Source organism: Corynebacterium sp. (assembly GCF_030532965.1).
Lineage (GTDB): Bacteria > Actinomycetota > Actinomycetes > Mycobacteriales > Mycobacteriaceae > Corynebacterium.
The window spans coordinates 151,695-172,829 of the sequence record NZ_JAUNKC010000002.1 but is presented as its reverse complement, the minus strand read 5'-3'; the positions used below and the strand labels follow the sequence as shown (position 1 = coordinate 172,829).

The window sequence follows — 21,135 nt, the reverse complement described above, 5'->3', positions numbered from 1 at the left end:
CTAGTTTCTAGAACCGTACTCCGGATCCCCCAGCACGGCCGCATCGACGTCTTTCGCCCCGGAATCCGGCAGCGAATTGGCGGAGCTAAAAACCGACACTCCCACAACCGCCACGACACCTAACGCGATACCAACAACACCACTGGCAATAGCAGGTCCCAGCGTGCGGCGATTAAGCGTATCGGATTCATAGGCCATACCAGCAAAGATAGCAGGGATCGGCGCGGATGTGAATGCCATGCGGCCAAATTGCCATAGGGTGGAACCTATGACTCACGCGAAAGGACTCAGCCGCACCACCCGCTACGTGCCAATAATTTTCACCGTTGGCCTAGCAACAACGGTTGGTGGTTGCACCAACGCACCAGAATCAGCCCCGAAACCTACAGCAACAAGCAGCCAGGCGGCAGCCACAACGTCGAGCGAGGCACCGGCAACGCCGACAACTGAGGCGCCACCCGCCGACGCCGAGCTACGCGCCGCTGTTGCACAATTAATGATGGTGGGGGTACGCGACTTCGACGACGCCAAGCGGGCGCTGGACTTAGGGGCAGGTGGCATTTTCATCGCCTCCGACACCGACCCCAACCTGCTCACCGAGCCCGGACGCGATATCCACGCATTGCGCGACCAGGTCGGTCGCCCGTTTTCCGTCAGCATTGATTTTGAAGGGGGCCGGGTGCTGCGGCATGCAGGCATCCTGGGCACCTTCCCGGCACCGCGGGTGATGGCGGACACCAAAACCGAAGAAGAGGTTCGCGCCCTCGCCCAAGAGATGGCGACCTCGCTGGCGCAGCACGGTATCACCGTCAACTTCGCCCCGGTGCTTGACATCGACGCCGCAGGGCTTGACGTCGTCGGCGACCGGGCGTTTTCCACCGAACCGGAACGGGCAGCCCGCTACGCGGCGGCCTTTGCCCAAGGCATGGTGGATGGCGGTGTCACCCCGGTATTCAAGCATTTCCCCGGGCACGGGCGCGCAAGTGGCGATTCCCACCACAACACGGTGACCACACCGCCGTTGGAGGAATTAAAAACCTTTGATCTCGCTCCCTACGCCCACGCATTGCCCGCCGTGCCGCAGGCGGCCGTCATGATGGGGCATATGACCGTGCCGGGGCTTGGCGACGCACCTACCTCGCTTAATCACGACGCCTACGAGCTGTTGCGCACCGGCGACTACCCAGGTGGGCAGTGGTTTAACGGCGTGATTGTCACCGATGATCTATCCGGCATGAAGGCGATCAGCGACACCTTGCCTGCCCATGAAGCTGCCGCTCATGCCATCGCCGCTGGTGCCGATCAGGCATTGTGGTTAACCACCGATGAGCTTGGCGCGGCTATCGATACAACCTTGGGATATGTCACAGATGGGCGGTTAAAAGCCGAGGATGTTGCAATAAAAGCGGGTCGTGTTGCGCAATTGCAACGCTAAACAGTTAGATTGCGGACGGGGTGCTCCACTACTCTGGTTAGAGTGAAACAGCTCGATACTTCGCAAACTAAGCGCACCAAGACCGCACGGTTTTTCAGTGGGCTTGCGCTCGGAATCCTCGTTCTCGGTGGCGGCGCATACGGCATTGATTATTTTCTCAGCCAAGGAAGCATCCCGCGCGGCAGCACCATCAGCGGGGTGAAAATCGGCGGCTTGGAACGCACCGCAGCCTTGAAAAAACTCCAAACTGAGCTTGCCGACGACGTAACCAAGCAGGTCACCCTGACCGCAGGCGAACGCACCGCCACGTTCGGGGCCGAAGAAGCGGGCTTAAGCATCAACTGGGAAGCCGCCCTCGACGGTTCCGGCGAACAGCCGCTCAACCCATTCACCCGGCTGGCAAGTTTCTTCCGCGACAGAGAAGTTCCCATCGCCACCGACGTTGACCAGGCGAAATTAGACGCAGTGCTGGACCGGATAACCCCGGAGCTCAACCCAGCTCCGGTTAACGCAGGCATTGTGCTTGTCGACGGCAACCCAGTGGTCGAACCTCAACCTACCAACGGGCAAAAGGTGGAACGCGCCGACCTTTCGGCCGCCATCATTGAGGAATGGCTCGACCCCAAAGGGCCCCAGGTCGACGCTGAAATATTCTCGCCAGAATACGGCGAAAAACAAGTAAAACCGATACTTGAGGGCGCTGCGAAACAAGCGGTTGCAGGTCCTGTCATTCTGCATGGGCGTAACGATATTGCGGGCGAAATCCCCACCGCCCGGATGGGGGAAGTGGTGACCTTTATCCCCGAAAACGGCGAGTTCCGGGTAGACGTCAACCACGACAATGCGCGCAATATTCTCTTGGAACGACTCCATGAGACGGAGCGACCCAAACGAAACGCGGACATCACCTTCTCCGGTTCCTCCCGCACCGTCACCCCACATGTCGACGGGGTGCGGATCGACTGGGAAAAAACCTTTGAAAACATCAACGACCGCATCATCGGCGATCAGCCCCGCGACTTTGAGGCGATCTATATTGACGAGCCCGCAACCTTCACCACCGAAATGGCTGAAGTTGCCACCTTCGACCAGGTGGTTGGCGAATTCACCACGGGTGGTTATTCCGAAGCATCCGGCGTGAACATCGCGCGGGTGGCCCAAATGGTCAATGGTGCCATCGTTGCCCCTGGCGATACCTTTAGCCTCAATGGCTTTACAGGTCCGCGTGGTGCGGCCCAAGGATTCGTCGAGTCTGGGATTATCCTTAACGGCCGTGCGGACAAGGCCGTCGGTGGCGGTATTTCACAGTTTGCAACCACCTTATATAACGCCGCCTATTTCGCCGGTATGGAGGACGTGGCACACACACCGCATAGCTATTACATTTCCCGCTACCCAGCAGGCCGTGAGGCGACCGTCTTTGAAGGGCAAATCGACCTGATCTTTAAAAACACCTCGCCGCACCCAGTGCGGATCGTTACCTCTGCCGGGGGCGGCAATGTGACGGTCAAGCTCATGGGTGTGAAAACGGTGCAGGTGGAATCCATCAGCGGTGGCAGGTGGGCAACCACTCAGCCGCACACCGTCAGCGTGCCGGGCCCTAACTGCAGCCCCTCTGGTGGTGCGCCTGGGTTTACAACCTCCGATACCCGAGTGGTGCGGGATTTGAGTGGAAATGAGATTTCGCGAAAAACCACGACCACTGTGTACGATCCTTCCCCCATCGTTAAATGTAGCTAACTGGCTATTTAAAATGTAGTTGTTTTGCTATTAACTGGCTTTAATTGCGTTGGTGATTAAAGCCAGTTTCTTTTACCCCTAAATTCGGCTAATTGGAATTAATGCGACCTTGGGTTTCTATTTAAAAAGCTAAAAAAGCATCTATGCGACTTTCAGGTTTTCCTGATTTAGGTAACTTTTTCTATTGAAAATTGCTCACCCTAATCACAGGAGATAAAAACCTCATGGCGAAAAAGTTTCGTACAGGTTTCAGTGCGATCACCCTGGCTGCCGTCGCACTTGGAAGTTTTCATGTGCCAGCTGCCCACGCAAAAGAAGCGGTCGCTAACCTAAGAGTTTCTAAGTGTGTGCAGGACGTTGATGCTACTGGCGGGCAAACGGAGCTGCAGGGGTCATTCGTATTGCCGGTCACCGTAACTGCTCCTGAGGCTGTTGAAGTGGGTAAGCCGGTGTCCATCACCGCGGCATTGCCTTCCACAGGTGTGGAAAAATCTGCTTTCCAGGCAAACAAAGCGCTCGGTTTAGATCCAAAAACGGGCCTTCCTTATTTTAACCTTAAAAACCTTAATTTAAACTCAAATTCCCAAGGGTTTTTATCGGAATTAAAAGCGCCACAGGACGTTAATTTGGGCGCAGCAAAGCAGCGCGGCCCACAAAGCAAATTCACCGTTTCCTTCGGCGGCGCATGGAACCTTCAGGTAGTTCCACAAACCGTCGGCGAACTGCCAATCGCCTTCGATTCGCTCACCGCGGACCTGTATGCCCAAAAAGCTGAAACCAAGGCCAACCCAGTCCGGGTCTCCCGGATCACCTGTACCTTCGACGCAAACGAAAACGTTCTGACCACCCTCACCGTCAAAGACGGCGCGGAGCTTACTCAAGCCAAAGCTGATGTAGCGCGGCTGACCCAGGAATTGGCCGATTCTAAAACCAACATCGATCAGGCGCAGCAAGCACTGGCGGCGAAGGAAACAGAGCTCACTCGGGCACTTGAGGACGCAAAAACCAAAGAATCCACCATCAACCAACTTTCTTCCGAAAAGCAAGAGCTTCAAAAGCAGCTGGAAATGCAGGCTGGCACGCTTGCGAATACTGAAGAAAACCTCACAAACGTCCAACGGCTTCTTGATGTGACGGTTAAGGATCTGAAGGAAAAGGAAAAAGAGTTACAGACGGCCCAGGAACAGAACGACACGCTGACCCACGAACGCGATTCCCTAAACCAGCAGCTGGAGCGGCTCACTAACGAAAAGCAGGAACTTGAGCGCCAAAAGACCGAGGCTTTGGAAAAACAAGCGGAGCTTCAAAAGCAGCTGGAAGACCTGGACACCGCCAACGATGGACTGGCCAATCAGGTCAATACGTTGAACGATCAGCTCCAGCAATTGACGCAGGCTCATAAGACACTTGGCGACGAAAAACAAAAGCTCCAAGAAGCCATCCAAAACCTTAACCGTGAGCTTGACAATCTCAAGAGCCAAAACCAAAACGGGCAGAACGACCTCCAAATGCGACTTGACACGGCAGAACGCCTTCGAAAGGGCGCTGAAGAGGCCAAGGCTTCCGCTGTAGCTGAACTCAAATCCGCAAAAGCAACATTGGCTGAGACGAATGTCAAACTCATTGCCGCCGAAAAGGCGCAAAAGGACGCTGAAGGCAAAGTAACCGATCTGGAGTCCAAGCTGCAGGCGGCTGAGATGGAAGCGAACAAGGCGAAAGCAGAGGCTCAAACCGCCCACAAAGCTGCTGAAGATGCCAAGCAAAAGGCAACTGAGGCGCAGCAGAAATTGGAACAGAAAACCGCTGAAGCTGCATTGGAGGCCAAGCGTGCGCAGGATGCACTAACTGCAGCACAGAATGCGCAAGCCCAGGCCGAACAGGAAAAAGCAAACGCCATCGCGGAGAAGGATGAAGCCGAGAAAGCTAAGAAGCTAGCCGAAGCCGATAAGCAGAAAGCCGACGAAGCCAAGAAGAAGGCCGAAGCCGACAAGCAGAAAGCCGAGCAGGAGAAGGCTGAAGCCGAGCGTAAGGCGAAGGAACTGGAAGAAAAGAATAAGCAAGAGAGCGCTAAGCACCAGAAGCAGTTCTATGGTTTGGTAGCTGGTTTAGGTGTCTCCCTCCTTGCATTGGTTGGTACCGTGGCAGCCTTCCTGGCACCTTATCTTCCGAACATCGCATTCGTTGTAGAGCGGCTATCCAACAAGGCAATTAAGCGTCTCGGCTAATTGCTCTTGCTAACGCCAGTGGTGTTGCGTCTTCAAGCGCAAGCCGCTGGCGTTTTTGTATCACTTCAATGCGTCTCATGCATACACAGTCAAGCAAGGCTATAGAAACTTTTGCGGTCGGGGATTCCTCCCTGTTGGCGTTAAAACCCCAGGAGTGTTCCACCCGGCATAGGCTAATCTCCGACTTCACATCCACCCGCCGGTGCGGCGCGATAGCAGGCGGGTGGGGTGAGTGCGGGTGCGGTGGTGTGGGCGTCGTACAACACCCCGCGCGCCAGCGGCACCCTTTTGCGGTCGGGGATTCCTCCCTGTTGGTGCTAAAACCCCAGGAGTGTTCCACCCGGCATAGGCTAATCTCCGACTTCACAACGGTGTGCCAAGAACGGTGGGGTGGGGGTGCAAAGCGAAACCGCCTACCTCCTTAAGTGTCAGGGAGGTAGGCGGTAGGGTTCGGAGCCTGCAAGCCGCTAGGCGGCGAGGAACTCCGGGATCACGGTGTCGTGGGGCGTGGGCTCAATGTTGAACTTAATGAGCAGTTCCCGCACGTGAGCCTCCACCGCGTCGCACATTGCGTGAATACGTGCTTTGTCGTCGGTGTGCTTGGTAATGTCCCATGTTTGGGCGGCATCGCCAATATTGGTGTCCTCACCGAAGATGATGATTTCATCCACGCTGTTGACGGAGTGGGGGTTGAAGGTCTTTGGCTTGAGGTCTTCGGTGGGGACGCCGCGTTCCTTCAGAACCTCAATGACTGCCGGATCCACCTGGTATGCCGGGGTGGTGCCTACGGAGCGAACGAATACCTGCTCGCCGCCCAGGAAACGGGCGTAGGCGGACGCGATCTGGGTGCGTGCCGCGTTGTCTTCAGAGACGAAGAGGATGCTGCAGGTCGGGGCGCCCTCAGCTGGTTTGGCGGAGCGGTTTTCCCGTAGCGTTTGCTTCATGAAGGCGTGCAGCGATTGCGGAGTGTCAGTCTCGACGACTGCCTCGGCAGGCTCGCGCGTAGTCTTCTGCTCCTCGGGGGACAGAAGGAAGTTGCTGAATAACTGCCCCCACCGAGTCGAGAGCTTGGTGGTCTTTTTCATTGTGAGTGTCATGTCCAGCATGCTCCTTTCTTTGTAGGTGAGAGGGTGACAAAAATAGCCACACTAATTTCGATGTAGTTTCGTCTACATTACACGCTTAAACCTTTGGTGCAAACCAATGATTGTTTGTTTCCCGAGATTTTTGGGGTTGTATGGGGTTTGAACTGGCATTTTGTCGGAAAAAATTTTTTAAAAATACTGGCGTCGCGCGGCGAAGGCGTTAAAAAACTTGGCTTGCAACGAAGCTAACACAGACCACTTCGGTGTGATCCGTGATACCAATCGGCCGCGGTAGGGATTCTTGAAACTCGCGCGATTGCCAGAAGCTGCGGTGCGCGGCGGCCCAGTCCGCAACGGTGCGAAAACCCTCGCCCTCGGCTAGGGCGTGCGACAGTGGGACGTCGGCAAACCGCACGACGGAAACGTCGGTGACGGTGGTTATACAAACATGCTGGTTGTCGGAATCTACGACGATTTCTCTGTCGCCGACCTTAGGGAGTGGTTCATCCACGTATTCCGCAACCAGGCTGCTTGTCGACGTCTTTACGCCCGCGACAATCGCCGCGACCAGTTGATCGCGGAGTGGTCCGGGGAAGGCATACTCGCCGATGGGTAAGTTTGTCATGATGGGTAGTGTGAAAAACACCCCCTGACCAGGTGGTGCAGGGGGTGTTGGATTGGAGCCGATGACGGGAATCGAACCCGCGCCGTCTGCTTGGGAAGCAGAAATTCTACCATTGAACTACATCGGCAGTGGTTGTGCCTTGAGCGACGAAAAATATATTAGCACTGTCCAGCGTCGCGCGTGCAAATAGCCTGTATGTTGTCGTGCTTACTGGCTTTCGGCGTTACACTTGAGGGCGTGCTTTACTCAGACCAAGATATTCGTGCAGCGATCGAAGCTGGCGACTTAAGTATTGACCCATTCGATCCCGCGTTGATTCAACCGTCGAGTGTAGATGTGCGCATGGATCGGTTCTTCCGAGTATTTAACAACTCGAAATACACCCATATTGATCCGAAGCTGCAGCAAGATGACTTAACGAGCCTCGTCGAAGTGCCCGAAGATGAGCCGTTTGTTCTGCATCCAGGCGAATTTGTGTTGGGTTCCACGCTGGAGAAATTCACGTTGCCGCCCCATATGGCAGGCCGCCTGGAAGGCAAGTCTTCCTTGGGTCGCCTGGGGTTGTTGACTCACTCAACCGCAGGTTTTATCGACCCGGGCTTCTCTGGGTATATCACCCTGGAATTATCTAACGTGGCGAACTTGCCGATCACCTTATGGCCCGGGATGAAGGTGGGGCAACTGGCGCTGTTCCGTATGACGAGCCCAGCCCAAGTTCCGTATGGTTCGGGGGCGTTGGGGTCAAAGTATCAAGGTCAGCGGGGGCCAACCCCATCCCGGGCGTATTTGAACTTCCGCTAGCGAAACGGCAGGTCGGTGCGGTCTCTGTCGTAGGCGTGGCTCAAAGTTGTTACCAGGTATCCGGAGAACGGCTCAATGGCGTTCTCTGGGGTGAACCGGTTTCCGGCTACCGGCAGGGTGGCCAGGCCGAGCATTTCGCTAGTTTCGGTCCACACAGGGCCGCCAGCTTCGCCTGCGGGGGCGTCGTCAAGCGCAATCACAGGGTGATCGCCAAACTTTGTGTAGATGATGCTCCCGCATTCGGTGGTATTCGCACTGGTAAGTAGCACACAGGCGCGGGTCCCTTCTTCGGGGGCGCTGGTGCGGATCGTATCGCCAGAATGCCGGTTTGGTTGTGCTGTGAAGGTGACCGAATCGTTGAAGGAGATATAGGCGAGGTTATTGGCGTTGTTGTCCGCCGTTTGGCCGCCGAACGGCCTGTAGTTGGCGTTAGCTCCGGTGAAGGTCCCGATTTCGATGGCATTCTTTGTTCCCTTTGGGTTGAGGTACACCAGTGATCCGACGGGGAATTGGGCTGTACAGTGTGCTGGGTATACGCCGGTACGAGAGGCAGGATTGACGTAGCCGAGCGTGCAAATTCCAAATTTGTTGGTGCTGGCCGTGAATACTGTATCGCCCTGAGAGACGTTGACTGTTTCGCCGGGTTTCAGCGGGGTTACTTTGACGTTGCCCTGTGGCTTGAGGTTGGGCTCGTACTGTTGTGGCTGCGAGGAGCCGGTGAATCCGATGCTCAACCCCATAGATGCAAGGCTGAGCACGCTTATGATGAGTCCAAGCACGGTGGCGATTGCCGTGAGTGCTTGGGGATTAAATGGCAGATTTTTCATGATTTTCCCTTGGCATATGAGAAATGTTGAAATGTAAACAATATGCTACCATATCTTGGAAAAAACTAAGAAACCTTAATTTTGTCCTGTTGTTTCTGGTCGACCGGGCGACCGAAAAGGCATTGATGGTGCAGCGGGCTGGGACATCGACGGTTTTAATGGCTAAGATAAAAGCCGCACCAGAAACATGAGAAGGAGGTGCAACCATGGCGAAGAAAGCCGACCGCCGGATGTGGAAAATGAATCCAGAACGACTGGAAGCCCATCTGCAATTACGACGTCGGGCGAGACACATACCCGACAAGAAAAAACGCGCAAATAAAGAAGCCTGCCGCCGTGGAAAGTGGCAGGCTTCTGGCCTTTCTAACTCCTGTGCAACGCCCTGGACATGACAGGGATCCGACCGCTGCACCGTTGGGCGGGCTTGTGAATTGTTGAAGTCGGAGATTTGGATTGGGGGCAGTCGGTGCGCGATATTTTCCTGGGGTTCTGGCACCATCGCTACGGAATCTCCGACTTGATAACCGGCTAGCTGCCGGGGACGGCAAGCGGCTATAGAAGCTGATGGGGCTAGGGGTGCCAAAGTGTTAGCCGCAGAAGTCGGAGATTTTGCAACGTGGTGCTCGTTGTCCACGGAAAACAGGTAGGTAGCGTCATTGCTTTTGGCAAATCTCCGACTTCACAAAGCGCCCGGAACCCCGGGGGCCCAGCGCTGCTGGTGAATGTTTGGCAGGGTGGGGCGTCGACAAGCGGAAACGTTAAACAACAGCGGTGCGGCTGCCTTCGAGTCGCCGGGTGGAAACCCAAAAAACGCCTACCAGCGGGCAACTGGTAGGCGCGAGCAAACGGGCACTAACGCCGGGTAGAGTCGGGCACCGTGAACGCTGCGATCAGCGTCGTGATCGGCACCGCGAGGGTGAGTGCTAACGCGCCGATGCCCGAGCGCAGAATCTCGGTGGCGACAGTATCGCTGGTGAGAGTCTGCAACAGTGGACGGTCGGAAATTGTCAGCAGCAGCAACAACGGTAGGGAGGCGCCGGTATACGTGAGCACCAGGGTGTAGACCATGGACGAAATGTGGTCACGTCCGACCTTCATCGCGCCAACAAAGATGCGCATGGGGCCCGCGTCGGGGTCAAGCTCGGCGAGCTCGTTGACCGTGGAGGACTGGGAGATAGCGACGTCGTTGAGCACACCGAGCGCGCCAATGATGAAACCACACAACATCAACCCGCGAACGGACACGTCGGGGAGGTAAAGAATGATCGAAAGATTGTCCTCGTCGCCCAACCCGCGCAGGTGGTTATTGTCGATCGCGACGCTTGCGAGCCACGCCGCGATGCCCAGCGCGATCAGGGTGCCGCCCAACGCTGAGGCGGATTTCCAGTTAAATCCGTGGACGAGCACCACGACGGCTAGCAGGATCGTTGCGCCGCTGATGACGGCCGTGCTGATCGGTGGCGCGCCCAGAAGAAGCACAGGAAGTGTGAAAAACACGACGACGAGCATGGTGATGAGCAAGCCGATAAGCGCGCGGACGCCGCGTAGCAACGCGCAGGCAATAATGACCAGCGCGATGAGAATCCCCCAAGATAGCAGCGGCATCGTGCGTTCTAAATCACTGAAGGCGTAAAGCGGCGCCCCGTTTTCGCCTTCGGACTCCAAAAGCAGGATCTTGTCGCCTTGTTCCAGCTTGGGTTCGCCGGGCTGATTGGAATTGATAATCAGAGTCCGCATGCCAGCGCCAGCGCCTTCGCTGATTTCAATGATGTACCATTCGCACTCTTCCGGCGCTCCTAGAACCACCCGGGGGGCGGTATCGAAAAGCGTCCCAGTTTCCGCCGCTGAGCAGGCACCAGGCTGCACGAACAACACCGTGCCGTTTACCTGCTTGTGGCCCAAGTTAAAGCTGGTGTAAAATTCCGGCGCGATATTTGGCTTTTGGTCACCGGGCCACATTTTCACCAGGCCGACACCGGTGCCGACGATCCATAACGCAAGGAAACCTACAAGCAACCAGCGCCACAGCGTCATGGTTGTTTCTTTGCTTTTCGACGGCGGAGGGGCGGCGACTGCCCGCACAGTTGGCCTATTTGAATGTCTACCCATACCAGCCCCTACTGCTTGTAACTGGACAAGAAATTGCCCAGCCGGTCGATAGCTTCACCCAATTCGCTCGCCCACGGCAGGGTCACCACCCGGAAGTGGTCCGGCTTCGGCCAGTTGAAGCCGGTGCCGTGCACAAGGAGAATCTTTTCGGCACGAAGCAGATCCAGCATTAACTGCGAATCATCATGAATGTCGTAATACTCCAAATCCAACTTCGGAAACGCATATAACGCACCCATAGGTTTCACGCAGCTAACCCCCGGGATCTCATTGAGCTTCTCCCACGCAACATTGCGCTGCTTGGTTAACCTGCCGCTTTCAGAGGTAAAATCGTATATGGACTGCCGCCCACCTAGCGCCACCTGAATAGCATGCTGAGCTGGAACATTAGGGCACAGCCGGGTGCCGGCCAACAAATCCAAGCCCTCAATAAAGCCTTTGGCATGCGCCTTCGGTCCAGTGACCACCATCCAGCCAGCCCGATAACCAGCCACCCGATACGCCTTGGATAGGCCATTGTAGGTAATGCACAACAGGTCAGGGCACAGGGTGGCAATAGAGGTGTGCTCGGCGTCGTCGTAAAGTATGCGGTCGTAAATTTCGTCCGCCAGGATCAATAGATCATGCTCCCGGGCAATCTCAACGATTTGCTTGAGCACGCTGACCGGGTACACCGCGCCCGTCGGATTATTGGGATTAATGACAACGATTGCTTTCGTGCGCTCCGTAACCTTCGACCGGATATCCTCAATCGACGGATTCCAATTATCCTCCTCATCGCACAAATAGTGCACTGGCTTGCCGCCCGCCAAAGACGTAGCGGCGGTCCACAGGGGATAATCTGGGGCGGGGATGAGGACCTCGTCGCCGTCGTTAAGCAACGCCTGGGTGGTCATCGTAATTAATTCGGAAACCCCATTACCCAAATACACATCATCGACATCAAAATAAGGAAAATCTGGGATTACCTCATACCGAGTCACGATAGCGCGCCGGGCCGGGATAATGCCCTTCGAGGTGGAATAACCCTGCGACGTCGGCAACGACGCAATCATATCGCGCATGATCACATCGGGCGCCTCAAAGCCAAAAATAGCCGGATTACCAGTGTTAAGCTTTAAAATCCGGTGCCCGTCCAGCTCCAGCCGCTCCGCTTCTTCCGCGACCGGGCCACGGATTTCATACAGAACATTCTTCATCTTCTCCGACTGGTCGAATACCCGCCGGGAGCGTTTAGGGGCAGCTTTCTTATTCACCCGCTAAATTTTGCCACGTTTTAACCAATCACGCACGCAAGTTGTCCTTATTTACGGTTACGCCATTTCTTAATAGCTTGATTAGCCAAGTCCATCGCATTATTTGTTAACTCAGCCTGCCGCTGCTGTCGAATTGCTTTCTGCTCCGCCCGCATCTGTGCGTTAGCAATCTCAAGTTCCATAAGTCTTTTCGATTGACTCAGCTTCAACTCCCGCAGCCGCGCCCGCTCCAACCGCGCCGAACTCGGCGTGTACCACTCCTTCGGCCCCAGCTTCAGGACATACAAAATGATGAACGTCACCGGCACGATGGTGAAAAGAAAGATCGGCGCCGCGGGCATCACAATCGCCTCCAACGTGAAACCAAGCACTGCCGCCAACCCCAAAATCCCCAACCGAACGTTGCGGCCCCGGTTGCGCAGCTCGTCAATCTCGCGCACGGAATAGCTTGCTTCCACCGCAGTGCCGCCGACGGGGCTTATCGACGTCGGAAGATCATCAAACACCGGGTACAAATCCGACTTCATTACGGACTGCGCAATTAGGGTCAGCCGCTCGTCGTATTCCTCCATGGTCAGCCGCCCTGCCGCGAAATGCGCCCCCAGGTCTTCCATGGCCTGCTGGCGCTCCGTGTCACTAATACGATAATCGGGGTTAAACGGGTGACTCATACCCATAACAATAGCCCATCCAGTATCAGCTGTCCCTGAAGGGTTTGCCCTGATTTATACGGGCATTTTTCTTACCCGATAACCATGCATCCACACTGGCTTTAAACGATCGCCCGCCATACGTTATGACCTCGGACCGATAGGCAACAGCCACCACCCGCTGCAAATGGTCTTTAAACAATTCGACGATCCCATCATGAGACACCGCAAACGGCACAAGACCAACCAGCCCAAACTTTTGCTCATAATCTTGGATGGTCTCCGGCGAAAACAATTCATTAAGGCGCGCAGAATCGAGAAACTCCACATCAAACGCTGCCTGGCCGGACGTGGTTTCTGCAACCGTGATCCGCCAACCAGCACAGACCAACAACACGTCCTTTAACTCCTGCGACAGCTTAAACCCCCAGGACAGATATTCCGCCACCGTCGGGCTTTTAGCCGCATCCACTAGGTAATCGCCCACGTAACCTGCCTGCTCAAGGTATGAACGCAACATAGGGCTGAGCTTGACGCGGTACATGATCCTACTTTCTCGAATGACTGTGGTTAGTCAGATTCTTCCGGGCTTCGGCCAGGCGGCATTGGGGTTGGCGGAGTCGCTGCTGGAGGACCCGCGACGGGTGGTGCAGCGGCAGGGGGAGTAGCCGCTGGTGGTGCCGCAGTAGGAGGAGTTGCTACAGGTGGGCCAGCGACGGGTGGTGCAGCGGCAGGGGGAGTAGCCGCAGGCGGCGTTGGGGTAGGAGGCGCGGTAACGGGAGGTGCGCCTGCGGGCGGCGCAGGAGTTGGCGGCGTAGCCGCAGGAGGTATTGCCGCAGGTGGCACTGCGGTAGGTGGGGTCGCTGCTGGTGGTTTCGCAACGCCGGGCGTGGCACCGCCAGGTGGCGCCACAGGTGCCGGGATTGTTGGTGGTTTGGGTGTGCTTACGTCGCTAGCTGCAGGTTTGGGTGCAGCATTTGTGTGCGTGCTGCCTGCCGGTTGCGGGGGAGTGGGTTTCTTCGGCGGCCTGGTGATGCTGATGGGTTTTTTGGGCTGTGGGGTGGGCAGGGCACCGTCGATAAGTATGGCGTCGCGAAGCATTTGGGCGACGTCTTTGACCTGGGGGGCGGTGTCGGAGACGGTTTTCAGCCCGGTGGTGAGCATGGTGTTGCAGAATGGGCAGCCGACCGCGACTTCGGCGGCACCGGTGGCGGTGGCTTCGGCGGCGCGGTTTTCGTTGATTCGGGTGCCGAGTTTTTCTTCCATGAACATCCGTGCCCCGCCCGCGCCGCAGCAGAATCCTTCGTTTTTATTGCGCGGCATTTCGGTGAGGTTGGCGCCGGTTGCCTCGATGAGTTCACGTGGTGGGTCGAAGATTTTATTGTGTCGGCCCAAAAAACATGGGTCGTGATAGGTGATCGGTTTGCGGTTCTCGGGGCTGCGCGGGATGGGTGTGAGGAGTTTTTCCTGAACCAGCCGGTTGAGAAGCTGGGTGTGGTGGAACACGTCGTAGTGTCCGTCGAAATCGGGGTATTCGTTGCGCAGCGTGTTGAGGCAGTGCGGGCAGGTGGTGATGATTTTGCGCTGGCCTTTGGGGTAGCCGTCGAAGGCGCCGTTAAGCGTGGCGATGTTTTCCAGCGCGAGTTGTTGGAATAGGAATTCGTTGCCGGCGCGGCGGGCCGGGTCGCCAGTGCAGGTTTCGTTGTGGGCGAGGACGGCGAAGTTGACGCCAGCGGTGTGGAGCAGTTCGACGACGGCTCGGGTGGTGCGCTTGGCGGCGTCGTCGAAAGCGCCAGCACAGCCCACCCAGAACAGGTACTCGAAATCGGTGACATCGGTGCCGAGGATGGGGACATCGATGCCGTCGCGCCGGGCTTCGTCGACCCAGCTGCGGCGTTCGATCTTATTGCGTCCCCACGGGTTGCCCTTGACCTCAAGGTTTTTAAACAGGCTGGTCAGCTCGGATGGGAATTCGGATTCCGCGAGCACTTGATAGCGTCGTAGGTTTGCTACATGGTCGATGTGTTCGATGTCCACAGGGCATTGCTCGACGCAGGCACCGCAGTTTGTGCAGCTCCACAGGACGTCGGGGGAGATCGTGAGCCCTTCGCCGACGAGTTTGAGTACGTCGACGTCGGCTAAATACGCTGGCTTTTCGACGGCCGCATCGCGCAGGTCTTGCACAAGAAGCTTCGGCGATAGCGGTTTGTCAGTGTGCCACGCGGGGCATTGTTCCTGGCAGCGGCCGCATTCCGTGCAACTTGCGACGTCGAGAAGCATCTTCCAGGGGGCGTCGGCAAGCGTTCCGACGCCCAATTGGGGTTCTTCCTCGGATTCTTCCAGGCTTTCCAAGGTCACGACCTCGCCATGCGAAACCAGCGGCGGCAGTTTGCCCAGAGCTTTTCCGCCGTCGGGCTCGCGGCGGAAGAAGATATTGAAAAACGCCAAGAACCGGTGCCAGGCGACACCCCAGTTCAGATTACGGGCGACAACAACCAACCACACCATGCCGATGAGCAGCTTGATCAGCGCAAACACGCTAATCAACTCCGGCGATGCCGGGAGGAGCTTAGCAATATGAATACTGAGGAAATCCACCCACGGCGATCCATCGCCAAAGGTTGCGATCTTGCCCGCTTTCACCGCGAGCATTCCAAGACCCTCTAATAAGATAACCGACTCTACAAAGAGCGCCGCCCGCACGTTGGAACCGTAAAACCGCGACAACTTGCGACGGTAGTGCGTCGAAAAGCGGACGGCGAAAAGGAAACAAATACCGACGATCGTACCGACCGCCAGGACTTCCTCAACGAAATGGTAGCCGCGCAGCCGGGAAAGCACCGGCCAGCCGCCCGCCGGATTGAACGTTTGAATATATGCCTCGAACCACACGATGGCGCCGAGCGCGAAGCCCATCATGACAAACCAGTGGGCCACCGCCACGGCGGGCTTGCGCATCAACTCGGTGTGGAACAGGACTTCCGTCACCATCGTTTTTAGCCGCGTAAACGGGCGATTCGTGCGATTCGGCGACGGTTGACCTGCGGAAATCAGGCGAAAGATCCGGTACACCGCCCGCGCAAAAAACAACCACGCAGGGATCGATAACGCGATACCTAGGATCCCAAGGATCGTGGATACGCTGGCGGTAAACGGCATGAGTAAACCTTTTCAACTGATAAAAGAATATGTCCGAGTCATACTCTAATACGGCCAGCGGCCAAACCACTTACCCCGGATTAACTGCTTGATTAACTACACGCAAACCGGCACACCGCGTGCCACCCGCACCACTTCCTGCCACTGTGCCAAAGTCCGATCGGTCGGTAGCGACAATGCATCGCGCCACTCGGTAAACGCCACCCCGTGAGTGCCAAGCGCGTGCGTAATGTCGCTAAGGGCGTGCTTGGCCTTGGACTTTGCGATACCAACCGCAGCCGCTACCGCACCATGAGCCTGCGCCTCCGAAGCGAAATCGGCGACAATTACCGCGTCGTAGAACGGCTTGAGACTTTCAAGCGACAGGTCGCCATCGGCACCTATGGTCACATTGCCAATGACACGCACCGAGCTTTGGGTTGTTTGCTCGGTGTTTGCCTGATTGGTGTTTGCGTGCACTGCGTTAGGGGTTAACCCCACCGGGGCGGGTGCCTGGTCGAAGATGTCCACCGCGATTGGCATGGCACAACGCATCAGCAAGTCAGCGGCATAAAGGCCAGCAGCATTGGCGCTAACGACTGCGATGCGAAGTTGAGACATCGATCCAACCCTTTCGGTAGTAATGAGTTTTGGTTGATATGCTCAAAACTATAGACCGCTTAGTCTGATAAGTAAATGGCTTCGGCGTGCAATTTCCGTTAATTTTCGCCTTGTACTGTGTGTTTATTGTGAATTTAATTATAGACAGATTTGTCTATTTTCTGTTGTTTTAAGCGGCTAGTTGCTTCTTTCTCCTCCGATTTTCCAGGAGGTTCTGAACCGTCGGTACCAGGTCATGCCAAACCTCCCGGGGGCTAAAGCGCAGAATTGTGTAGCCCCGGCGCAGCAATAAACGCTCCCGCTCTCGCTCCGCCATGATGGTGACGGTGGGGTTCTGCTGGTATTTTGCGGCGCCATCGATCTCGATGATTAGCCAGCCATCTATCAGTAGATCAGGGATATAAATCTGGCCCGGCTCCGGCAAAATTGCTTGCGGAATAATCGAGGAAACACCTGGTAGATGAGCTTTTTCAAGGGAAAATCGTGCAACCGTCTCGTATATACTTTGTATTCCTTCCCTGGCGGATTTCATGAGCGCGATTGCTCGAGACCGGCCGTCAATATTGCGCATGGACAACAAATTGCGCAATATCTTCGCCTTCGACAGGCTGAACTTATACATCGCTGCCTCAATGAACGCCAATGCATTGAGCTCGCCGAAATGCCGCAAAAGGTCAATGAAAGTGTGCTCAATGGTTGTCACGCGCATGCCATTGACTGTGGTGATATGCTCGGCGGGCAACGTTCCGTAACGGTACAAAGTCCCAGGCTGCCATCGACTTTTCGCCTTTGGAGAGGTGCTGCCCGGAAGGCACAACTCCACCATGTTGAAATTCCTGCTCGGCATTAGATATGGAATTCCCCACGCTGCCGCAGCCGCAACGCCGCATAACACCGCCCGTTTTGTCGAATGCGCCACCGCCAGCACACGCGTTTCAAACTGCTGCCATCTCTTCAAATTCGCGAACGATCTCATTGGCATCGCCACGGTTGAGCTAAGCGTGACAACGCTGCATGACCGGCCCGCCAACTCCTTCGCTTGCATTAAATTACGAGAAAGTGAACGTAGGTAAATGAAATCTTTCTGCGCATCGGTGAACATGCAAAAAGTATCGCACCTGACGCCGACACGGCTGCCGAAACGGGTGTAGTGTATCGCGTCATTGCCTCCTCTACGTGGGAATAAAAGCTGCAGCGCGGGGGTGGCTGTGGTGCATTGGGGTGAAGGTTGTGGTCGCGATCGGGCTCGCGGTCGGAGATTTGGGGTTTCTGGGTGGGTGTCGCTGGGGTTTCTGGGTGTTGGGGAGGGAATCTCCGACTTGCGGGGGTGTGGGGGTTGTATCTGTCGTGTTGGGCGGGTGGTGTTGCTTGTCGACGCGGGGCGATGTGCGTTGTTGTCGGCGTGGTTTTCCTCTGTGTGGTTGCGGTCGGAGATTTGGGGTTTCTGGGTGGGTGTCGCTGGGGTTTCTGGGTGTTGGGGAGGGAATCTCCGACTTGCGGGGGTGCAATGTTTGGCGATGTGGGCGCGGGTCTTTGCCTGTATGGTTCTGGGCTTTTGGGGTGGGGTTAGTGGTCGGAGATTGTGTTTGTCGGCGATGGAAAAGCGTGGTGTTTTAGGGCATGCGAGGGGAATCTCCGACTTGCAGGATTGTGGGGGCATATCAGTCGTGTTGGGCGATGGGTGTTGCCTGTCGACGCGGGGCGATGCGCGTCGTTGGGCGGGGGTGCTGAAATTGGGGAAGTGTCGATGGGGGAGATTGTAGACAAAGTGGTCTGTTATGACTTTTGCTTGGGTTGATCTAAGTCGGCTAGACAATTTGATTCACTAAAAAATAGGCTATTTAACTGCGTGTAAATAAAAAACTACATAGTATGCTTGAAATAGACCACTTGGTGCGGTTAGCGTTCAGATAATTCGATTTTTAGGAGTGAACATGACCGCGCCAACCAAAACACCAACCAAAACGCCGAGCACGAATCGTCGAAAAGCAAAGCCCGAAGGGCAGTGGAAAATCGACGGCACCGCCCCGCTCAACGACGATGAGCGGATTAAGCAAGAAGAAGACGTGTTAGAAGCCCGGCGGCGGATCATTGAGGTGTATTCCAAGAAAGGGTTCGCGTCGATTTCGGCGGAAGACCTCGCGCCCCGGTTCAAGTGGCTAGGGCTTTACACCCAGCGGCGGCAGGATTTAGGCGGCGAGCACACCGGCCAGTTAAGCAACACGGAATTGCAGGACGAGTTTTTCATGCTGCGTGTCCGCTTCGACGGCGGCCGGTTGAGCCCGCAACAATTACGGGTCGTGGGGGAGATTTCGCGGGATTTTGCCCGGTCGACGGCGGATTTTACGGATCGTCAGAATATTCAGCTGCACTGGATTCGCATCGAAGATGTGCCTGCCATTTGGGAGAAGCTGGAGGCACATGGGTTATCGACGATGCTGGGGTGCGGCGACGTGCCCCGGGTGATTTTGGGGTCGCCAGTGGCGGGCATCGCGGCGGATGAGATTATTGATGCCAGCCCCGCGATCGACACGATTATCCGCGAGTATTTGCCGCGGGAGGAATTTCGGAATCTGCCGCGTAAGTTTAAGTCGGCGATTAGCGGCCATGCGCGCCAGGATGTCACCCACGAGATTCAGGATGTGTCGTTTATCGGCAGCGTGCACCCGGAGTTCGGCCCTGGTTTCGAATGCTTTGTGGGCGGCGGCTTGTCCACCAATCCGATGTTGGCCCAGAGCCTGGGTGCGTGGATTCCGCTGGCTGAGGTGCCTCGGGTGTGGGCCGGGGTGGCGCGGGTTTTCCGGGATTACGGTTTCCGGCGGTTGCGTAATCGGGCGCGCCTGAAGTTTTTGGTGGCGCAGTGGGGGATTGAGAAGTTTCGTCAGGTGCTGGAGGACGAGTATTTGGGCTATCCGCTTGTCGACGGCCCAGCCGCCGCAATCAACCCAGGTAGCAGGGATCATCTCGGTATCCATCCGCAGAAGGACGGCCGGTTTTATCTGGGAGTTAAGCCCACGGTTGGGCATGCCACTGGTGAGCAGCTGATCGCTATCGCGGAGGTGGCGGAGAAGTTCGGTATCACCCGGCTGCGCACCACCACCGATAAGGAGTTGTTGTTTCTAGACATTGAACAATCCCAGCTGGCGGCGGTGGCGGCGGCGCTGGATGCCACCGGGTTGTATTCGCAGCCGTCGGAGTTTCGCCGCGGCATTATTTCGTGCACTGGCCTGGAGTTTTGCAAGCTTGCGCATGTGACCACCAAGGCGAGGGCCATCGAATTGGTGGACGAGCTGGAGAATCGGCTAGGTCAGCTGGATGTCCCGCTGAAGATTTCGCTCAATGGCTGCCCGAATGCGTGCGCGCGGTCCCAGGTGGCGGACATTGGGCTCAAGGGCCAGACGGTGACGGACGATGCTGGTAACCGGGTGGAGGGCTTCCAAGTGCACCTGGGTGGGGCGTTGGGTTTGGACCCGAATTTTGGCCGTAAGCTGCGCGGGCACAAGGTCACCAGTGCGGAATTGGGTGATTATGTGGTGCGTCTCGTCGAAAAGTTCCGGGCGCAACGCAACCCGGGCGAACAGTTTCGGGACTGGGTGGTACGGGCAGCGGAGGAGGATCTGCAATGAGGATGCGACGAAAGCCTAATCCGAATCGCAACCATCCGCTGCATTGCCCCTATTGTGCGGCCGAGGTGTTGTTTCCGGCGGAGGACTCCGATTTTTCCTGGCATTGCGTGGATTGCAGCCGGGTGTTTGAGGTGAAGTTCTTCGGCACCAACGATGCGCAGCACTCACCTGCCCCGGCGCTGTCGGCAAGCCAGGCGCTCCATCATTCCCTTTCGACCCGTGGACATGTGTTATGAACCTGCTCAATATCACGAAAAAAGACCCAGCAATTTCTCCGGCTGGCACCAGTCGGACCGCACCATTAGCCCCCGAGGTGGCGGCCGCAAACGCCGACCTGGTCAACCGCTACGCGGATTCGCTTTTCGACGCCCCCGCCGCCGAAATCCTCGACTGGCTCAACGACCACGCCCCCGGGCCGGTGGCGGTGACCATGTCCATGGAAAACACCGTCCTGGCAGAACTTGCTCACCGGCACCTGCCGGAAGCCGACTTGTTGTTTTTAGACACCGGCTACCATTTCCCCGAAACCCTGAGTGTGAAAAACCAGGTGGCGGCCCGGTATCCGCAGCATGTGCTCACCGCCACCCCGATCTTGAGCATCGCGGAACAAAACGAGGAATACGGCCCGAGCCTGTATCTTTCCAACCCGACCGCGTGCTGCCGGATGCGGAAGGTGGAGCCGCTTGCGGCGTCGTTAAGCAATTACAGCGCCTGGGTGACGGGCCTGCGCCGGGCGGACGGCCCGACGCGCGCGACGGCACCGGCGCTCAGCCTCGATGCGACTGGGCGCTTAAAAGTCTCACCACTTGTCACGTGGAGCCTTGCCGACACCGAGAAATTCATCACCGACAACCAGCTAATCACCCACCCACTGACCACGCAGGGCTACCCCTCAATTGGATGCGCCACCTGCACATTCCCCGTAGAACCCGGCGACGACCCCCGGTCCGGCCGGTGGCAAGGAACCACCAAAACCGAATGCGGCCTACACACCTAA

19 protein-coding genes and 1 tRNA gene are annotated in these 21,135 nt (G+C 56.6%); 8 read left to right on the top strand and 12 right to left on the bottom strand.

Going from position 1 to position 21,135, the window contains the following annotated elements; all coding sequences use genetic code 11:
- Positions 1 to 198, bottom strand: a complete 198-nt coding sequence (locus Q4D85_RS02070) for a DUF2613 domain-containing protein (RefSeq protein ID WP_303197925.1) — start codon at positions 196 to 198, stop codon at positions 1 to 3.
- A 70-nt stretch (positions 199 to 268) separates the two neighbouring features.
- Between Q4D85_RS02070 and Q4D85_RS02065 the strand changes: the two genes are divergently transcribed.
- The 3 genes from Q4D85_RS02065 (at position 269) to Q4D85_RS02055 (ending at position 5,400) form a co-directional block, all read left to right on the top strand.
- The gene (locus tag Q4D85_RS02065; RefSeq protein WP_303197896.1) at positions 269 to 1,435 is read left to right on the top strand and encodes a glycoside hydrolase family 3 N-terminal domain-containing protein; all 1,167 of its coding nucleotides are present in this window, start codon (positions 269 to 271) and stop codon (positions 1,433 to 1,435) included.
- A 42-nt stretch (positions 1,436 to 1,477) separates the two neighbouring features.
- Positions 1,478 to 3,175 (top strand): VanW family protein, encoded by a 1,698-nt coding sequence (locus Q4D85_RS02060; RefSeq protein ID WP_303197895.1) that lies wholly within the window; start codon positions 1,478 to 1,480, stop codon positions 3,173 to 3,175.
- 224 nt (positions 3,176 to 3,399) lie between these two features.
- On the top strand, positions 3,400 to 5,400 hold the full coding sequence (locus tag Q4D85_RS02055; protein WP_303197894.1) for a hypothetical protein: 2,001 nt from the start codon (positions 3,400 to 3,402) through the stop codon (positions 5,398 to 5,400).
- Positions 5,401 to 5,867: 467 nt separating this feature from the next.
- Here Q4D85_RS02055 and Q4D85_RS02050 read toward each other — a convergent pair whose 3' ends face one another.
- The 3 genes from Q4D85_RS02050 to Q4D85_RS02040 all read right to left on the bottom strand — a co-directional run bounded on the left by Q4D85_RS02050 (position 5,868) and on the right by Q4D85_RS02040 (position 7,237).
- Positions 5,868 to 6,497 carry a low molecular weight phosphatase family protein gene (locus tag Q4D85_RS02050; protein ID WP_303197893.1) on the bottom strand — a complete coding sequence of 210 codons (630 nt, stop codon included), beginning with the start codon at positions 6,495 to 6,497 and terminating at the stop codon, positions 5,868 to 5,870.
- A 208-nt stretch (positions 6,498 to 6,705) separates the two neighbouring features.
- A complete protein-coding gene (locus tag Q4D85_RS02045) occupies positions 6,706 to 7,110 on the bottom strand; it encodes an ASCH domain-containing protein (protein ID WP_303197892.1) in 405 nt (134 codons plus the stop codon).
- A 53-nt stretch (positions 7,111 to 7,163) separates the two neighbouring features.
- Positions 7,164 to 7,237 (bottom strand) — tRNA-Gly (locus Q4D85_RS02040).
- Between the two features lie 110 nt (positions 7,238 to 7,347).
- Here Q4D85_RS02040 and dcd point away from each other — a divergent pair.
- Positions 7,348 to 7,911, top strand: a complete 564-nt coding sequence (dcd, locus tag Q4D85_RS02035; protein ID WP_303197891.1) for a dCTP deaminase — start codon at positions 7,348 to 7,350, stop codon at positions 7,909 to 7,911.
- Here the strand turns inward: dcd and Q4D85_RS02030 are convergent.
- A complete protein-coding gene (locus Q4D85_RS02030; RefSeq protein WP_303197890.1) occupies positions 7,908 to 8,738 on the bottom strand; it encodes a hypothetical protein in 831 nt (276 codons plus the stop codon). The two genes, dcd and Q4D85_RS02030, sit on opposite strands and share 4 nt — an antisense overlap.
- A gap of 206 nt (positions 8,739 to 8,944) precedes the next feature.
- Here Q4D85_RS02030 and Q4D85_RS02025 point away from each other — a divergent pair, with 206 nt between their 5' ends.
- Positions 8,945 to 9,130, top strand: coding sequence for a hypothetical protein (locus Q4D85_RS02025; RefSeq protein WP_303197889.1), 186 nt, complete (start codon positions 8,945 to 8,947; stop codon positions 9,128 to 9,130).
- A 460-nt stretch (positions 9,131 to 9,590) separates the two neighbouring features.
- Here the strand turns inward: Q4D85_RS02025 and Q4D85_RS02020 are convergent, their stop codons facing one another.
- The 7 genes from Q4D85_RS02020 to Q4D85_RS01990 form a co-directional block, all read right to left on the bottom strand.
- A complete protein-coding gene (locus Q4D85_RS02020; RefSeq protein ID WP_303197888.1) occupies positions 9,591 to 10,847 on the bottom strand; it encodes a YibE/F family protein in 1,257 nt (418 codons plus the stop codon).
- A gap of 8 nt (positions 10,848 to 10,855) precedes the next feature.
- Positions 10,856 to 12,046 (bottom strand): pyridoxal phosphate-dependent aminotransferase, encoded by a 1,191-nt coding sequence (locus Q4D85_RS02015; protein WP_303197924.1) that lies wholly within the window; start codon positions 12,044 to 12,046, stop codon positions 10,856 to 10,858.
- A gap of 104 nt (positions 12,047 to 12,150) precedes the next feature.
- A complete protein-coding gene (locus Q4D85_RS02010; protein WP_303197887.1) occupies positions 12,151 to 12,774 on the bottom strand; it encodes a DUF1707 domain-containing protein in 624 nt (207 codons plus the stop codon).
- Positions 12,775 to 12,799: 25 nt separating this feature from the next.
- On the bottom strand, positions 12,800 to 13,297 hold the full coding sequence (locus Q4D85_RS02005) for a hypothetical protein (protein WP_303197886.1): 498 nt from the start codon (positions 13,295 to 13,297) through the stop codon (positions 12,800 to 12,802).
- 26 nt (positions 13,298 to 13,323) lie between these two features.
- Positions 13,324 to 15,912, bottom strand: a complete 2,589-nt coding sequence (locus Q4D85_RS02000) for a heterodisulfide reductase-related iron-sulfur binding cluster (protein ID WP_303197885.1) — start codon at positions 15,910 to 15,912, stop codon at positions 13,324 to 13,326.
- Between the two features lie 96 nt (positions 15,913 to 16,008).
- A complete protein-coding gene (locus Q4D85_RS01995) occupies positions 16,009 to 16,512 on the bottom strand; it encodes a hypothetical protein (protein WP_303197884.1) in 504 nt (167 codons plus the stop codon).
- Between the two features lie 169 nt (positions 16,513 to 16,681).
- A complete protein-coding gene (locus Q4D85_RS01990) occupies positions 16,682 to 17,614 on the bottom strand; it encodes a DUF559 domain-containing protein (RefSeq protein ID WP_303197883.1) in 933 nt (310 codons plus the stop codon).
- 832 nt (positions 17,615 to 18,446) lie between these two features.
- Between Q4D85_RS01990 and Q4D85_RS01985 the strand changes: the two genes are divergently transcribed.
- Genes Q4D85_RS01985 through Q4D85_RS01975 form a run of 3 tightly spaced genes read left to right on the top strand, consistent with a single transcriptional unit; the run spans position 18,447 to position 21,135 of the window.
- The gene (locus Q4D85_RS01985; protein ID WP_303197882.1) at positions 18,447 to 20,138 is read left to right on the top strand and encodes a nitrite/sulfite reductase; all 1,692 of its coding nucleotides are present in this window, start codon (positions 18,447 to 18,449) and stop codon (positions 20,136 to 20,138) included.
- Entirely contained in the window at positions 20,135 to 20,374 is a 240-nt protein-coding gene (locus tag Q4D85_RS01980) for a hypothetical protein (protein WP_303197881.1), read from the top strand. Before Q4D85_RS01985 ends, Q4D85_RS01980 begins: the two co-directional genes overlap by 4 nt.
- Entirely contained in the window at positions 20,371 to 21,135 is a 765-nt protein-coding gene (locus Q4D85_RS01975; RefSeq protein WP_303197880.1) for a phosphoadenylyl-sulfate reductase, read from the top strand. The genes Q4D85_RS01980 and Q4D85_RS01975 overlap by 4 nt, the downstream gene beginning before the upstream one ends.

Coding starts and splice junctions, on each gene's coding strand:
- Q4D85_RS02070 (WP_303197925.1), bottom strand. CDS start 198: ATGGCCTATGAATCCGATACGCTTAATCGCCGCACGCTGGGACCTGCT.
- Q4D85_RS02065 (WP_303197896.1), top strand. CDS start 269: ATGACTCACGCGAAAGGACTCAGCCGCACCACCCGCTACGTGCCAATA.
- Q4D85_RS02055 (WP_303197894.1), top strand. CDS start 3,400: ATGGCGAAAAAGTTTCGTACAGGTTTCAGTGCGATCACCCTGGCTGCC.
- Q4D85_RS02050 (WP_303197893.1), bottom strand. CDS start 6,497: ATGACACTCACAATGAAAAAGACCACCAAGCTCTCGACTCGGTGGGGG.
- Q4D85_RS02045 (WP_303197892.1), bottom strand. CDS start 7,110: ATGACAAACTTACCCATCGGCGAGTATGCCTTCCCCGGACCACTCCGC.
- Q4D85_RS02030 (WP_303197890.1), bottom strand. CDS start 8,738: ATGAAAAATCTGCCATTTAATCCCCAAGCACTCACGGCAATCGCCACC.
- Q4D85_RS02025 (WP_303197889.1), top strand. CDS start 8,945: ATGGCGAAGAAAGCCGACCGCCGGATGTGGAAAATGAATCCAGAACGA.
- Q4D85_RS02020 (WP_303197888.1), bottom strand. CDS start 10,847: ATGGGTAGACATTCAAATAGGCCAACTGTGCGGGCAGTCGCCGCCCCT.
- Q4D85_RS02015 (WP_303197924.1), bottom strand. CDS start 12,046: ATGAAGAATGTTCTGTATGAAATCCGTGGCCCGGTCGCGGAAGAAGCG.
- Q4D85_RS02010 (WP_303197887.1), bottom strand. CDS start 12,774: ATGAGTCACCCGTTTAACCCCGATTATCGTATTAGTGACACGGAGCGC.
- Q4D85_RS02005 (WP_303197886.1), bottom strand. CDS start 13,297: ATGTACCGCGTCAAGCTCAGCCCTATGTTGCGTTCATACCTTGAGCAG.
- Q4D85_RS02000 (WP_303197885.1), bottom strand. CDS start 15,912: ATGCCGTTTACCGCCAGCGTATCCACGATCCTTGGGATCCTAGGTATC.
- Q4D85_RS01995 (WP_303197884.1), bottom strand. CDS start 16,512: ATGTCTCAACTTCGCATCGCAGTCGTTAGCGCCAATGCTGCTGGCCTT.
- Q4D85_RS01990 (WP_303197883.1), bottom strand. CDS start 17,614: ATGTTCACCGATGCGCAGAAAGATTTCATTTACCTACGTTCACTTTCT.
- Q4D85_RS01985 (WP_303197882.1), top strand. CDS start 18,447: ATGACCGCGCCAACCAAAACACCAACCAAAACGCCGAGCACGAATCGT.
- Q4D85_RS01980 (WP_303197881.1), top strand. CDS start 20,135: ATGAGGATGCGACGAAAGCCTAATCCGAATCGCAACCATCCGCTGCAT.
- Q4D85_RS01975 (WP_303197880.1), top strand. CDS start 20,371: ATGAACCTGCTCAATATCACGAAAAAAGACCCAGCAATTTCTCCGGCT.